We start from the raw sequence: 13,743 nt of genomic DNA on the forward strand, positions 1-13,743 counted from the left end.
CGGGCCCGCCTTTTTCAGTTCACGGATTGCAGCGCCAGGGCCGACACCGGCGCCAGGGCCACGCTGCCGGTCGCGCCCTGCGCCCAGTTCATCAGCCCGGCGACCGATTCCGGCCAGGCCGTCAGCATCACCGCGACATGGCCGTCGCGCTGCGCCTCGAACACCGCGCGCGACAGCGTCCGTTCGATCGCGGCGGCGCGGTCGCGGTTGGCATCGAGCACACGCCACAGCACCGCCTGCGGCAGCCCTTCGCTCGTGGCCAGCTGGGCGGCGGCGTTCAACCCCTGATCCTGCGTCACCAGCCCCAGACCGTCCTGCGCCAGAATCCGGGTCATCTGCTGCGCCAGCAGGCGGTTGTTTTGCAGCACCGGGCGCGCCGGTTCGACCAGCGCCACCGCCTCGGGGACCGCCGCACGCCAGCTTTCCAGCGCCACTTCCAGATCGGCGGCCGTTGCGCCCTGCGGCAGGGGGGCGGCCAGAATGGCCACCTCGAACCCCGCCGCGCGATAATCCCGCGCCGCCTCGGCCGCGCCCGCGCGCATCGGGTCAAGCGCAATGGTCACCGGAAAGCCGATGGTTTTCAGCGTGTTCCGGTCCAGCCCGCCGGCCTCGACCCCCGGATCGACCAATACCACGGAATACAGCGGGCGGGCGTCATCATGGCTGAATGGCGCGGCATAGTCGCTCAACGCGCCCGCGCCCTGCACACCCGGATCGTCCTGCGCGGCAGGGGCGTCCCCGATCCGCGGCAGCCGGTTGGTCAGCACGCCCGGCGCTTCGGTGAAGCCCGGCGACGGCGTATCAAGGGTGAAGACCTGCGGCCTGTCCATGGCCTCGGCAGGCATCGTGGGGGTTTCCGGCACGGGTTCGGCTGGCGCGGGCACCAGATCGGGGCGCGCCGGGGTGCCATCGGGCAAAAGCACGATCTCGGCGGGCGGCACAGGCGCCAGAACCGGGGCGGGCGTCGGCGCGGGTTCGATCTGCGGCGGGGCCGCGGGCGTGGCGGGGCGGGTCGCCTCGGCCTCGGCTTGCGGCAGTTGCGGGGTTTCCACCTCGCCCGGCGGTGGAACCGGCACCGGCGCCTCGGGCACCGGCAGGGCATCAAGCGCGGCCATCGGCGTTTCCGGGGCGGTTTGCGGGGCGGGCGCGGGCATGCCCGCCTCGGGGCGCGCGCCCGGGTCGACCACGGCCAGCTTCGGGTCGGGCGTGGCAACGGGCGCCGCCACCTGCGGCGCGGCGGCACCGACCGGCGTCGACTGCGGCGTGGGCAATTGCGGCACGCGGTCGGTGCCGCTGCGCGCGAATTCCGAGCCCTGCGGCACGGTGACAATCGTCGGATCGCCCGCCGCATCCCCCGCGCTTCCGACATCCGGGACCGGCAGGGCCAGAACGCGGGGCGCCTGCGGTACCGGCGCCATCAGCGATGCCGCCCCCAGCCCGACGACCGTCATCAGGCTGCCCACGCCCAAGCCCGCGATTACTCCGCGCCCCATGCCTCACCCCTCGAATCCAGCTCGTTCAACCGCCTCGGGGCCCGAAACACAGGTCAAAACCGACCCACGGCCCTTGACCCCGGCGCATCGCTCTGAACATCTATAGCGCGACGAAATTCCCGGTTCACCCCCTGAATCCGGGCGGCACACGGGAAAAGCGACGCCATGCTTCTGCTCATCGACAATTACGACAGCTTTACCTACAACCTCGTGCATTATTTCGGGGAATTGGGCGCCGATGTGAAGGTCGTGCGCAATGACGCGCTGGATGTGCAGCAGGCGATGGGCATGGGCGCCGAGGCGATCGTTTTGTCCCCCGGGCCCTGCGACCCCTCGGCCGCCGGGATCTGCCTGCCGCTGACCCTGGCCGCCGCCGAGGCAAACGTGCCGCTGCTGGGCGTGTGTCTGGGCCATCAGACCATCGGCGAGGCCTTCGGCGGCCATGTCGTGCGCGCGGGCGAAATCGTGCATGGCAAGATGGGCACCATCCATCACGCCGGAAAAGGCGTGTTCCGCGGCCTGCCCAGCCCGTTCCAGGCGACCCGCTATCACAGCCTGATCGTCGATCGCGCCACCCTGCCCGACTGTCTGGAAGTCACCGCCTGGCTGGAAGACGGCATGATCATGGGCCTGCGGCACCGCGAAAAACCGATCGAGGGGGTGCAGTTCCACCCCGAATCCATTGCCTCGGAACACGGTCACCAGATGATCCGCAATTTCCTCGAGGACGCGAAAGTGAAGGTGAGCGCATGAGCGACGCGATGAAACCGCTGATCTATGCGGCCTCGGAAGGGCCGCTGTCGCGCGCCCAGGCCGAGACCGCGTTCGAGATCCTGTTCAACGGCGAGGCGACGCCCGCCCAGATCGGCGGCTTTCTGATGGCGCTGCGCGCGCGCGGGGAATCGGTGGCCGAATATGCCGCCGCCGCCGCCGCGATGCGCGCCAAATGCGTGCCGGTCACGGCGCCCGAAGGGGCGATGGACATCGTTGGCACCGGCGGCGACGGGATGCATACGCTCAATATCTCGACCGCGACGGCCTTTGTGGTGGCGGGCGCGGGCGTGCCGGTGGCCAAGCACGGCAACCGCGCGGCCAGCTCGAAATCCGGCACGGCGGATGTGCAATCCGAACTGGGGATCGACGTGATGGCCGGCCCCGTGGCGACCGAACGCGGACTGGCCGAGGCGGGCATCGGCTTCATGATGGCGCAGATCCACCACCCGGCGATGCGCCATGTCGGGCCGGTGCGCGCGGAACTCGGCTGCAAGACGATCTTCAACATCCTTGGGCCGCTGACCAACCCGGCCGGCGTCAAGCGTCAGCTGACCGGCGCCTTCGCCCCCGACCTGATCTTCCCGATGGCCGAAACCCTGCAGATGCTGGGCACTGAAAAGGCCTGGCTGGTGCATGGCTCGGACGGCACCGACGAGATCACCATCACCGGCACGACCGAGGTCGCGGTGCTGGACGGTGGCAAGATCACCGGGCGCACGATCCACCCCGAAGACGCGGGCCTGCCGGTGCATCCGTTCAAGGACATCGTCGGCGGCACGCCTGCCGAAAACGCCGCCGCGATCCGGGCGTTGTTTGCGGGCGAAAAATCCGCCTACCGCGACGCGGTGCTGCTGAATGCCGCTGCCGCGCTGGTGGTGGCCGACAAGGTGGCCGATCTGAAAGCGGGTGCCGAGATGGCCGCGCACAGCATCGACAGCGGCGCGGCAAACCGCGCGCTCGAAACCCTTGCCCGGATCACGCAAGAGGTTGCGGCATGAACATTCTCGACAAGATCAAGGCCTACAAGCTGGAGGAAGTGGCCGCCGCCAAGGCCGCCCGCCCCCTGGGCGAGGTCGAGGCCGAGGCCCGCGCCGCCGATCCGACCCGCGGCTTTGCCCGGGCGCTGGCCGATAAGGCCGCGACCGGCTATGGCCTGATTGCCGAAATCAAGAAGGCCAGCCCCTCCAAAGGGTTGATCCGCCCCGATTTCGACCCGCCCGCATTGGCGCAGGCCTATCAGGCGGGCGGTGCGGCCTGCCTGTCGGTGCTGACCGATGCGCCCAGCTTTCAGGGCGCGCCGGAATTCCTGCGCGCGGCGCGCGGCGCCTGCACCCTGCCCGCGCTGCGCAAGGATTTTCTGTATGACACCTATCAGGTCGCCGAGGCGCGCGCCTGGGGCGCCGATTGCATCCTGATTATCATGGCTTCAGTCGAAGATGCGCTGGCGGTCGAGCTGGAAGACGCGGCCTTCAGCTGGGGGATGGATGTGCTGATCGAGGTGCATGACGCCCCCGAGCTGGAGCGCGCCTTGAAACACCTGAAATCGCCGCTTCTGGGAGTGAACAACCGCAACCTGAAAACCTTCGAGGTGACGCTGGATGTGACCCGGCAGCTCGCGCCCGCGATCCTGGCCGAGGGCCGCGATCTGGTCTGCGAAAGCGGCATCTTCACCCGCGCCGACATGGCCGCGATGGCCGCCGTCGGCGCGCGCCGCTTCCTGATCGGCGAAAGCCTGATGCGGCAGGCCGATGTCGCCGCCGCCACCCGTGCCCTGCTGGAGGCCGCATGAGCCTGAGCCATTTCGACGCCGCCGGTCAGGCCCATATGGTCGATGTCTCGGACAAGCAGGTGACCGCGCGCGTGGCCGTGGCCGAGGGCTGCGTGGTGATGACGCCCGAAACCCTGGCCTATGTGCTGGACGGCACGGCGAAGAAGGGCGACGTGCTGGGCATCGCGCGGGTCGCGGGGATCATGGCGACCAAGAAGACCGCCGATCTGATCCCGCTGTGCCATCCGCTGCCGATCACCAAGGTCGCGCTGGATCTGACGCCGGACCCCGCCCTGCCCGGCGTGCGGATCTCCGCGACCGTCAAGACCACCGGCCAGACCGGCGTCGAGATGGAGGCGCTGACCGCCGTGTCGGTCGCGGCGCTGACGGTCTATGACATGCTGAAGGCCGTGGAAAAGTCGATGCGGATCGAGGGCATTCAGGTCACCCTGAAAGACGGCGGCAAATCCGGCCGGTACGAGGCAGAACGATGATTTCAGTCGAAGAGGCGCTGGCCCGCGTTCTGGCGCTTGTCGCCCCCCTGCCCACCGAAACCGTGGCCCTGCGCCGCGCGGCGGGCCGGGTTCTGGCCACGCCCGCCACGGCGGCGCTGACCCAACCGCCGTTTTCCGCTTCGGCGATGGATGGCTACTGGATCGACGCCGCCGATCACCGGCCCGGCGCCACGCTGCGGGTCGAGGGCCAGTCGGCCGCCGGGCGGGGCTGGTCTGCGCCGGTTGCCCCCGGCCAGGCGCTGCGCATCTTCACCGGCGCGCCGGTGCCGCGCGACGGCGGCGTGGTCGTGCTGCAGGAACATGTGACCCGCGACGGCGACACGATCACCTTGTCGCAAGACCTTGAAAGCCACGACAATATCCGCCCCCGTGGGCAGGATTTCACACGGGGCGACCAACTTTCTGCGCCGCGCCGGCTTGACGCCCGGGTCCTGGGGCTGCTGGCGGCAATGAACGTGCCCGAGGTGACGGTCTATCGCCGCCCTGTCGTGGCAATCATCGCGACGGGGGATGAGTTGGTGATGCCGGGCGAGACCCCCGGCCCCGACCAGATCCTGTGCTCGAACAATTTCGTGCTGGCAGCGCTGGCCGAAGCCGCGGGCGCCGAGGTGCGGATGCTGCCGATTGCGCGCGATACCGAGGCCAGCCTGCGCACGGTCTTCGGCCTTGCCGAAGGCGCCGATCTGATCGTGACCTCGGGCGGCGCCTCGGTGGGCGAACATGATCTGGTCGGCAAGGTCGCCACCGATCTGGGGCTGGAGCGCGCCTTCTGGAAGATCGCGATGCGCCCGGGCAAACCGCTGATGGCGGGGCGGATGGGCCGTGCGGCGATGCTGGGCCTGCCCGGCAATCCGGTTTCGGCCACGGTCTGCGCGCACCTGTTCCTGCTGCCGATGCTGGCCGCGATGCAGGGGCTGCCCGGGGTTCACCGCACCGCGCGCGCGGTGCTGGGCGCCGACACCGGCCCCACCGGACCGCGCACGCATTACATGCGCGCCCGCCTCGGCCCGACCGATGGCCTGCCGGTCATCACCCCGTTCGACAGCCAGGACAGCGCGCGTCTGGGCATCCTGGCCGAAGCCGACGCGCTGCTGATCCGCCCGCTGGGGGACGGCCCGCGCCGCGCGGGCGAGGTTGTCGACTATCTGCCGATCTGAGCGCCCCCTTGCCACAAGGGCAAGGGTCACGACGTCGGGATGGCGCAAATTATTGACACGAACCGGGAACAGCGCTAGAACCTTAGGGGAACGCCGGGTGGGCGATTGACCGGAGGGACCGCAATGCTGACGCGTAAGCAACTGGAACTGCTGGATTTCATTCAAAAACGCATGGCGCGTGACGGTGTTCCGCCTTCGTTCGATGAAATGAAGGATGCGCTGGATCTGCGGTCGAAATCCGGGATTCACCGGCTTATCACTGCGCTGGAAGAACGCGGCTTCATCCGCCGTCTGGCGCACCGGGCCCGCGCGATCGAGATCGTGAAACTGCCCGAAGCTCTGGAAAAAGCCGATAGCGCCCAGCCGAAGCCGGGCTTTACCCCCCGCGTGATCGAAGGCGATCGCACCGATCCGCCGCGCGGCGCGATGGCGGTGGAATCCGCAGGCGCGATCGAACTGCCGGTAATGGGGCGGATCGCCGCCGGGGTGCCGATCGAGGCAATCTCCGAAGTCTCGCATCACGTCGCGGTGCCCGGCACGATGCTGTCGGGACGCGGCGAGCATTACGCGCTCGAAGTCAAGGGCGACAGTATGATCGAGGCCGGGATCAACGATGGCGACATCGTGGTGATCCGCGAACAGACCACCGCCGACAATGGCGACATCGTCGTGGCGCTGGTCGAGGGGCACGAGGCCACGCTGAAACGCTTCTACCGGCGCAACGGGATGATCGCGCTTGAAGCCGCCAACCCCGCCTATGAAACCCGGATGTTGCGCGACGATCAGGTCAAGGTACAGGGCCGCCTGGTCGGGCTGATCCGCAGCTACTGACGCCGCCCTTTCACCTTCGCGCAAATACTCCCGCCGGAGGCTCCGCTCCGGTGTTTGGGTCCGGTGTTCTGGCCTCCGCAGGCGGGGCCTAGCGCCCGGTCCAAAGTCGCGCGCCAGTCACCTTGGCACTGGTGTGCATCTGGCCATCCGCCGCGATTGCTACTGCCCCGCTTGTGGCCAGACGGGTCTCGTCCCACAGATCACACCCAGGGTGATCGTCGGGCGGCGCCTTCGCCGCCAGAACCACCAGCGCGCCGCCGTGGCAGTGCTCTGCCAGACGCCCGGCCGCGCCCTTGCCGCTCAGATGCACCAGCGCGCGACCATCGGGCAAGCGCGCCACGCGGGCGTTCCTTGGCCCCTCAAAACCCGGACGCAAGGCGGCCTCATCGCGGGTTGCCCCGTCACCATCAGCCTCGAGCCAGCTTTCGGCGATGAAACCGGCGGCAGGTTTGGACAACGCGCGCCCGGCCGGCGTCATCACCCCCACCAGCGTGGCCTCGGGCGCGATCAGCAGAACGGGCCGCACCGCCACCGCCCAGCCCCCCAGCGCCAGAACCATCGCAAGCCCGCCAAGACTGCGCCCCGCGCCGCGCGCCAGCACCGCGACCACTGCGCCCAGCGCCAGCGCCGGCAATACGAAGGCGGGCGGCTGCGGCACGGCGATCACCGCCCCTTCCAGCCCGGCAACCCATTCGGCCACAAAGATCATCCAGCGTGTGCCCTGCTCCATCACCCATAGCGCGGGCGCGGCCAACCCTAGCGGCGCCAGCAGCGCCGCGATCACGCCCGCCGGCATCACCAGCGTGCCCATCACCGGCACCGCCAGCAGGTTCGCCAGCAGCCCGTATTCCGGCATCCGGTGAAAATGCGCCGCCGCGATCGGCCCGGTCGCCATCCCCCCGACCAGCGAGGTCAGCACCAGCATCACCACCGGGCGCGCCAGCATCGGAATGCGCGGCGCGACCCGGCCCCATCCGCCATAGGTCACGATCAGGGCAACCGTTGCGGCAAAGGACATCTGAAACCCCGGCGAAAGCAGGCTTTCGGGGCGCCACAGCAGCAATATCAGCGCCGCCAGTGCCACGGTGCGCAGCGAAATCGCGCGGCGGTCGAACAGCACCGCCAGCAGCATGACACCCGTCATCAGATAGGCGCGCTGCGTTGCAACCTGCGGCCCGGCTACCCATAGATAGGCACTGGCGGCCAGCAGCGCGACGACGGCAGCGATTTTCTTAACCGGCCAGATCAGCGCGGGCCGCCCCAAGGCCGCCAGACCGTAGCGCACGGCGGCAAAGACGAACCCGGCCAGCAACCCCATGTGCAGACCCGAAATCGCGATGATATGCGCCAGGTTGGCCGCGCGCATCGCCTCGTTCGTCGCCTCGGTGATGCCCGCGCGGTCGCCCGTCATCAATGCCGCCGCCACCGCGCCCGCCTGACCGGGAATGCGGGCCTGAATCGCCTGCGACAGCCGCATCCGCAGCCGGTGCCCTGCCAGCGCCCATTGCCCCGGTGCGGGCGGTTCCAGCACCATCACCGGCGCGCGGGTATAGCCCACGGCGCCCAGCTGTTCGAACCAGAAATGGCGGCGGAAATCATACGAGCCGGGCTCTGTCGGCGGGGGCGGCGGGCCCAGATTTGCGGTCAGCATCACCCGCAGCCCCGGCATCGGGTCCAGATGCGTCTGGTCGCCATGCAACGAGACCCGCAGCCGCGCCGGCGTGCGCGCAGGATCGACGCCGCTGAGCACCGGCTGATCGAGCGTCAGCCGCAGCCGGTCGCTGGCCGAGCGGTCGATCTTGACCACCCGCCCCTCGACCGGACCGTAATACCGAAAGCCAAGGACCGGCGCGGCGACCGAATGCGCCCGCGCACTTGCCAGCAGCCCCCCGCATAGCGCCAACATCAACAGGGCTGCGGGAAAGCGCGCAGGTTCCAGCCCCCATGCCGCGCCGCGCAGCCACAGCCCGGCGCCCAGCACGGCCCCCGCCACCGCAAGCGCAAGGCCGGGCAGGCCGGGTTCGCCGGGCCACAGGAAATAGCCGCCGATCCCGAGCGACAGCGCGACCGGCGCCCAGAGGATCAGATCAAGCTGCGCGCGCACCAGCGCCGCTGCCGGATCGCCCAGCCCGGCGACCGCGCCCCGGAGCGCACGCCCGCCCGCCCCGGCAAGCCGGGCCCGCAGCGCGGCCTTCGGCCCCGCCGGCCCGCGCATATCCCCGATCCCGCCGCTTTCGGCCTGTGCCTGCACCTTGTTTCTCCGGCCCGCGCCACTTATGCATTCAGCCAAGCAAGCCTACGGGCTTCATGGTTTCCAAAAGGTTAACGCCGCCCCCGAAGCGGCGCAGAAAGGCCCCCGATGTCGGACAAGATCGTCACCCGTTTCGCCCCCTCGCCCACCGGCTATCTGCATATCGGCGGCGCGCGCACCGCGCTGTTCAACTGGCTGTTCGCGCGCGGCCATGGCGGCACCTTCCTGCTGCGGATCGAGGATACCGACCGCGAACGCTCCACCCCCGCGGCGACGGCGGCGATCCTGAAAGGGCTCGACTGGCTCGGGCTCGATTACGACGGCGAGGTGGTCAGCCAGTTCGAAGGCCGCGCGCGTCATGCCGAGGTCGCGCGCGAGATGCTGGCGCGCGGCGCGGCCTATAAATGCTTCTCGACGCAAGAAGAAATCGAGGCCTTCCGCGAGGCCGCCCGGGCCGAGGGCCGCTCGACCCTGTTCCAGTCGCCCTGGCGCGATGCCGACCCGGCCAGCCACCCCGACGCGCCCTATGTGATCCGCCTGAAAGCCCCGCGCGAGGGCGCCACGGTGATCGAGGACAAGGTGCAGGGCACGGTGACATTCAAGAACGATCAGCTGGACGACATGGTCTGCCTGCGCTCGGACGGGACGCCCACCTATATGCTGGCGGTGGTCGTCGACGATCACGACATGGGCGTGACCCATGTGATCCGCGGCGACGATCACCTGACCAATGCCGCGCGGCAGGTGCAGGTCTATAACGCGATGGGCTGGGACGTGCCGGTCTTTGCGCATATCCCGCTGATTCATGGTCCCGACGGCAAGAAATTGTCCAAACGCCACGGCGCCGTGGGCCTGGAGGAATATCAGGCGATGGGCTACCCGGCGGCGGGGATGCGCAACTACCTGACGCGGCTTGGCTGGAGCCATGGCGACGACGAATTCTTCACCGATGCGCAGGCCCGCGACTGGTTCAATCTGGAAGGAATCGGCCGCGCGCCGGCGCGGCTCGATTTCAAAAAGCTCGAAAACCTGTGCGGCCAGCATATCGCCGTGGCCGAAGATGCTGCACTTGTGCGTGAAATCGAGGGCTATCTGGCCGCCGCAGACAAACCAGCGCTGACCACGGCACAGCGTGACGGGCTGGAACGGGCGATGTATTGCCTGAAAGAACGCGCGAAAACCTTCCCGGAACTGCTTGAAAAGGCGGAATTTGTTCTGGCTTCGCGCCCCATCGCCCCGGATGAGAAGGCGCAGAAAACTCTTGATCCGGTATCCCGTGGTATACTGAAAGAATTGACGCCGCAGTTGCAAAATGCTAGCTGGACGCGGGATGAATTGGAGGCCACTCTGAATGCGGTGGCGCAGGCACACGGGCTGGGCTTCGGGAAGCTCGCCGGACCTCTGCGCGCCGCTCTGGCAGGGCGGTCCGTGACGCCCAGCGTATTCGATATGATGCTTGTTCTTGGCCGCGATGAAACTCTGGCCAGGTTGGACGATCAGGCGGCCTGAGGGCGGGCCGCCTTTCCGGAACCTCCGGAAGATATATGCCGGCAAGCCCAGCCGGACGACAGGAAAGGGACCCACATGGCCGATACAAAAAGAACCGCCACGCTGACGCTTGACGGCAAGACCTACGACCTCCCGGTGCTTTCGCCCAGCGTCGGGCCCGATGTGCTCGACATCCGCAAGCTCTACGGTCAGGCCGATGTGTTCACCTTCGACCCGGGCTTCACCTCGACCGCCGCCTGTGAATCGGCCATCACCTATATCGACGGCGACAAGGGCGAACTGCTGTATCGCGGCTATCCGATCGAACAGCTGGCCGAGAAATCGCATTATCTGGAAGTCTGCTATCTGCTGCTGAACGGCGAACTGCCGAACCGCCAGCAGATGGAAGATTTCGAATACCGGATCACCCGTCACACCATGCTGCACGAGCAGATCCAGTATTTCTTCCGCGGCTTCCGTCGTGACGCGCACCCGATGGCCACCATGGTGGGCGTGGTCGGCGCGCTGTCGTCCTTCTACCACGACAGCCTCGACATCAACGATCCCTGGCAGCGCGAGGTCGCCTCGATGCGCCTGATCGCGAAACTGCCGACGATCGCCGCCTGGGCCTATAAATATTCGATCGGTCAGCCCTTCGTCTATCCGCGCAACGACCTCGACTATGCGTCGAACTTCCTGCACATGTGCTTCTCGGTCCCGGCCGAGCCCTACACCGTGCAGCCCGCGCTGGCCAAGGCGATGGACCGGATCTTCACGCTGCATGCCGATCACGAACAGAACGCCTCGACCTCGACCGTGCGTCTGGCCGGCTCGTCGGGGGCCAACCCCTTCGCCTGTATCGCGGCCGGCATCGCCTGCCTCTGGGGCCCGGCCCACGGCGGCGCCAACCAGGCCTGCCTGGAAATGCTGCGCGAAATCGGCTCGGTCGACCGGATCCCTGAATTCGTCGCCCGCGCGAAGGACAAGAACGACCCGTTCCGCCTGATGGGCTTCGGCCACCGCGTCTACAAGAACTTCGACCCGCGCGCGAAGGTCATGAAAGAATCGGCCGACGAGGTTCTGGATCTGCTGGGCGTGCACAACAACCCGCTGCTGCAGGTCGCCAAGGAACTGGAAAAGATCGCGCTCGAAGATCCCTATTTCGTCGAGAAGAAACTCTACCCGAACGTCGACTTCTACTCGGGCATCATCCTCGAGGCGATGGGCTTCCCGACCTCGATGTTCACGCCGATCTTCGCGCTGTCGCGCACCGTCGGCTGGATCTCGCAGTGGAAAGAGATGATCGGCGATCCGGCTGGCAAGATCGGCCGTCCGCGTCAGCTCTACACCGGCTCGGTCGCGCGCGATTACGTCAATGTCGACGCGCGCTGATCTGCGCTGAAAAACCCGGGGCCGGAGGGAAACCTCCGGCCCCTTTTCTTTGCCTCCGGCAGGAGTATTTATGCCAAGAAGAAAGACCCTCGCTTCTTCTTGGCACAAATACTCACCCTGCCCTGCCCACCGGGACCGCCGCGCCGATGTCACAGCCCCCGCTCCGCTTTCGTCCGCATCATTTCCTGTGCGCCCTGGGCTTCGAGGGCAAAGGCTATTCGCCGGAGTTCACCGCGAACATGGCGGCGATCGTGATGGACCGGCTGCGCGCACCGGGCGGCGAGGCGGTCGAGATCATGGTGCAGGATAGCGCCGACGACATCTGCGCCCCCTGTCCTTCGCGGCGTGGAGAGGGGTGTGAAAGCGCGCAGCGGATCGCACAGCTTGACGCGGCGCACAGTCGGGCCATGAGGCTTGCGCCGGGAGACAGGCTCAACTGGGGCGCGGCACTGGATCGGATGCGCGCCCTGCCCGATGACGCGCTGGAACGGATCTGCGCACCCTGCCAGTGGCTGCAATACGGGATGTGCGCGGCGGCGCTGAAACGTTTGAAGAACGGCGCGTAATATCTTGCTAAAAAACAAAAACGCCGCCCGGACGGGGCGGCGTTTCGCAGTGTCCCGCAGGGCTCAGCGCCGGGCCAGCCAGCTCCAGCCGCCCGAAACGATCAGCGCGGCCAGCACCGCTTTCACGATATCGCCCAGCACGAAGGGCATCATCCAGCCCGCCAGCAGATCGGGCATCGCCTTGCCCATCACCAGCGCGGGCCAGGCCAGACCCGGCACATACAGCACCACACCCGCAATCAGCCCGGCGACGGTCAGCCCCAGGAAGGATTTCACGCCGCGATCCGCCGCGATCCCCGCCACCGCCACCATCGCCACGAAGCCCAGCAGGAAGCCCGCCGTGGGTCCGAAGAAAGCCGCGGTCGACCCGCCATTGGCCAGCACCGGCAGGCCCATGAAGCCCTCGGCCAGCCAGGCGGCCACGGTCAGCACGCCCATCCGCGTGCCCATCGCCATACCGATGCTCAGCACCGCCAGCGTCTGCAGCGTCATCGGCACCGGAAACATCGGCACCGAAATCTGCGATGCCGCGGCCAGCAGCGCGGTGCCTGCCAGAACCTGTGCGGCGCGCGCGCCCCGCGATGCACCCGGCGCAAGAGCTTTCGAAAGCGTCATAGGAACCTCCCTGTTCATCCAATTCGCGCCGGAACCCTTGGCTGCGGCCGCTGCAAAGTCAACGCGCCTGCGCAGACAATCCAGCGACGTTGCAAACTGCCGCGGTGCCGCGCCGCGCTAATTTGCAAACAGGCGCTGCGCCGCCGCGCCGCAGCCCGGGACGCGCGCAGCCTCTTGCACGGGCCTGCGCGCTCTGCCAAAGAACCGCCATGAGCACCGCAGATCACACCCCGTCCGAACCCAAGAAACTGGCTCTTGTCACCGGCGCCTCGCGCGGGTTGGGCAGCGCCCTGGCCGAGGCGCTTGCCGCCGCGGGCTGGCATGTGATGGCGGTGGCGCGCACCGTTGGCGCGCTGGAGGAACTGGACGACCGGATTCAGGCCGCAGGCGGCAGCGCGACGCTCGCGCCGCTGGACGTGACCGATGCCGATCAGATGAAACATCTGGCCAGTTCGATTGCGGCCCGCTGGGGCGGGGTCCAGCTTTGGGCACATTGCGCGGTGCATGCCGCGCCGCTGACCCCGGCTGCGCATATCGACCCCAAGGACATGACGAAATCCATCGCCACCAATCTTGCGGCGACGGCCACGCTCCTGCCGCTGATCGAACCGCTGCTGCGCGCGGGCGATGGCACGGCGCTGTTCTTCGACGATCCGTGTGGCGGCGAGAAATTCTTCGGCGCTTACGGGGCGACCAAGGCCGCGCAGATGGCCCTGGTGCGCAGCTGGCAGGCCGAGAATGCCAAGATCGGCCCCCGCGTCCTGATCGACACGCCGGCGCCGATGCCCACCGCCACCCGTGCGCGCTTCTTCCCCGGCGAAGACCGTGCCGCGCTGACCGATTGCCGGATCGAAGCCGCGCGGATCGTGGCCGGGCTTTGACCGCGGCATTCA

Annotated in this window: 13 protein-coding genes; 10 read left to right on the forward strand and 3 right to left on the reverse strand. The window is 68.1% G+C overall.

Annotated elements, in window-relative coordinates:
• Positions 1-14: 14 nt before the first annotated feature.
• Positions 15-1,493, reverse strand: a complete 1,479-nt coding sequence (locus tag P2G62_RS00410; RefSeq protein WP_275732873.1) for a divergent polysaccharide deacetylase family protein — start codon at positions 1,491-1,493, stop codon at positions 15-17.
• 165 nt (positions 1,494-1,658) lie between these two features.
• On the opposite strand from P2G62_RS00410, the gene P2G62_RS00415 reads away from it, so the two are divergent.
• The 6 genes from P2G62_RS00415 to lexA all read left to right on the forward strand — a co-directional run bounded on the left by P2G62_RS00415 (position 1,659) and on the right by lexA (position 6,538).
• Positions 1,659-2,246 (forward strand): aminodeoxychorismate/anthranilate synthase component II, encoded by a 588-nt coding sequence (locus tag P2G62_RS00415; protein ID WP_275732874.1) that lies wholly within the window; start codon positions 1,659-1,661, stop codon positions 2,244-2,246.
• On the forward strand, positions 2,243-3,265 hold the full coding sequence (gene trpD / locus P2G62_RS00420; RefSeq protein WP_275732875.1) for an anthranilate phosphoribosyltransferase: 1,023 nt from the start codon (positions 2,243-2,245) through the stop codon (positions 3,263-3,265). Before P2G62_RS00415 ends, trpD begins: the two co-directional genes overlap by 4 nt.
• Entirely contained in the window at positions 3,262-4,056 is a 795-nt protein-coding gene (trpC, locus tag P2G62_RS00425) for an indole-3-glycerol phosphate synthase TrpC (RefSeq protein WP_275732876.1), read from the forward strand. The genes trpD and trpC overlap by 4 nt, the downstream gene beginning before the upstream one ends.
• Positions 4,053-4,529: a cyclic pyranopterin monophosphate synthase MoaC gene (moaC, locus tag P2G62_RS00430; RefSeq protein WP_275732877.1), complete on the forward strand. Its 477-nt coding sequence runs from the start codon at positions 4,053-4,055 to the stop codon at positions 4,527-4,529. The genes trpC and moaC overlap by 4 nt, the downstream gene beginning before the upstream one ends.
• Complete coding sequence (gene glp, locus P2G62_RS00435) at positions 4,526-5,707, forward strand: gephyrin-like molybdotransferase Glp (RefSeq protein ID WP_275732878.1); 1,182 nt, start codon at positions 4,526-4,528, stop codon at positions 5,705-5,707. The genes moaC and glp overlap by 4 nt, the downstream gene beginning before the upstream one ends.
• 123 nt (positions 5,708-5,830) lie before the next feature.
• Entirely contained in the window at positions 5,831-6,538 is a 708-nt protein-coding gene (gene lexA, locus P2G62_RS00440) for a transcriptional repressor LexA (protein WP_275732879.1), read from the forward strand.
• 88 nt (positions 6,539-6,626) lie between these two features.
• Here lexA and P2G62_RS00445 read toward each other — a convergent pair whose 3' ends face one another.
• Positions 6,627-8,789 carry a ComEC/Rec2 family competence protein gene (locus tag P2G62_RS00445; RefSeq protein ID WP_275732880.1) on the reverse strand — a complete coding sequence of 721 codons (2,163 nt, stop codon included), beginning with the start codon at positions 8,787-8,789 and terminating at the stop codon, positions 6,627-6,629.
• 108 nt (positions 8,790-8,897) lie between these two features.
• On the opposite strand from P2G62_RS00445, the gene gltX reads away from it, so the two are divergent.
• The 3 genes from gltX to P2G62_RS00460 all read left to right on the forward strand — a co-directional run bounded on the left by gltX (position 8,898) and on the right by P2G62_RS00460 (position 12,235).
• A complete protein-coding gene (gene gltX / locus P2G62_RS00450) occupies positions 8,898-10,298 on the forward strand; it encodes a glutamate--tRNA ligase (RefSeq protein WP_275732881.1) in 1,401 nt (466 codons plus the stop codon).
• Positions 10,299-10,373: 75 nt separating this feature from the next.
• Positions 10,374-11,669, forward strand: a complete 1,296-nt coding sequence (gene gltA, locus P2G62_RS00455) for a citrate synthase (RefSeq protein ID WP_275732882.1) — start codon at positions 10,374-10,376, stop codon at positions 11,667-11,669.
• Between the two features lie 146 nt (positions 11,670-11,815).
• Complete coding sequence (locus tag P2G62_RS00460) at positions 11,816-12,235, forward strand: DUF1284 domain-containing protein (protein WP_275732883.1); 420 nt, start codon at positions 11,816-11,818, stop codon at positions 12,233-12,235.
• 63 nt (positions 12,236-12,298) lie between these two features.
• Here P2G62_RS00460 and P2G62_RS00465 read toward each other — a convergent pair whose 3' ends face one another.
• Positions 12,299-12,850: a biotin transporter BioY gene (locus P2G62_RS00465; RefSeq protein ID WP_275732884.1), complete on the reverse strand. Its 552-nt coding sequence runs from the start codon at positions 12,848-12,850 to the stop codon at positions 12,299-12,301.
• A gap of 209 nt (positions 12,851-13,059) precedes the next feature.
• Here P2G62_RS00465 and P2G62_RS00470 point away from each other — a divergent pair, with 209 nt between their 5' ends.
• Positions 13,060-13,731: an SDR family NAD(P)-dependent oxidoreductase gene (locus P2G62_RS00470; protein WP_275732885.1), complete on the forward strand. Its 672-nt coding sequence runs from the start codon at positions 13,060-13,062 to the stop codon at positions 13,729-13,731.
• Positions 13,732-13,743 lie beyond the last annotated feature (12 nt).

Origin of the sequence: Paenirhodobacter sp. CAU 1674, assembly GCF_029222945.1 — a bacterium.
GTDB lineage: Bacteria > Pseudomonadota > Alphaproteobacteria > Rhodobacterales > Rhodobacteraceae > Rhodobacter.

Bases quoted from the DNA above. Each gene is read 5' to 3' on its own strand.
- gltA (WP_275732882.1), top strand. From the start codon at position 10,374: ATGGCCGATACAAAAAGAACCGCCACGCTGACGCTTGACGGCAAGACC.
- P2G62_RS00470 (WP_275732885.1), top strand. From the start codon at position 13,060: ATGAGCACCGCAGATCACACCCCGTCCGAACCCAAGAAACTGGCTCTT.
- P2G62_RS00465 (WP_275732884.1), bottom strand. From the start codon at position 12,850: ATGACGCTTTCGAAAGCTCTTGCGCCGGGTGCATCGCGGGGCGCGCGC.
- moaC (WP_275732877.1), top strand. From the start codon at position 4,053: ATGAGCCTGAGCCATTTCGACGCCGCCGGTCAGGCCCATATGGTCGAT.
- glp (WP_275732878.1), top strand. From the start codon at position 4,526: ATGATTTCAGTCGAAGAGGCGCTGGCCCGCGTTCTGGCGCTTGTCGCC.
- gltX (WP_275732881.1), top strand. From the start codon at position 8,898: ATGTCGGACAAGATCGTCACCCGTTTCGCCCCCTCGCCCACCGGCTAT.
- lexA (WP_275732879.1), top strand. From the start codon at position 5,831: ATGCTGACGCGTAAGCAACTGGAACTGCTGGATTTCATTCAAAAACGC.
- P2G62_RS00415 (WP_275732874.1), top strand. From the start codon at position 1,659: ATGCTTCTGCTCATCGACAATTACGACAGCTTTACCTACAACCTCGTG.
- P2G62_RS00410 (WP_275732873.1), bottom strand. From the start codon at position 1,493: ATGGGGCGCGGAGTAATCGCGGGCTTGGGCGTGGGCAGCCTGATGACG.
- P2G62_RS00460 (WP_275732883.1), top strand. From the start codon at position 11,816: ATGTCACAGCCCCCGCTCCGCTTTCGTCCGCATCATTTCCTGTGCGCC.
- trpC (WP_275732876.1), top strand. From the start codon at position 3,262: ATGAACATTCTCGACAAGATCAAGGCCTACAAGCTGGAGGAAGTGGCC.
- trpD (WP_275732875.1), top strand. From the start codon at position 2,243: ATGAGCGACGCGATGAAACCGCTGATCTATGCGGCCTCGGAAGGGCCG.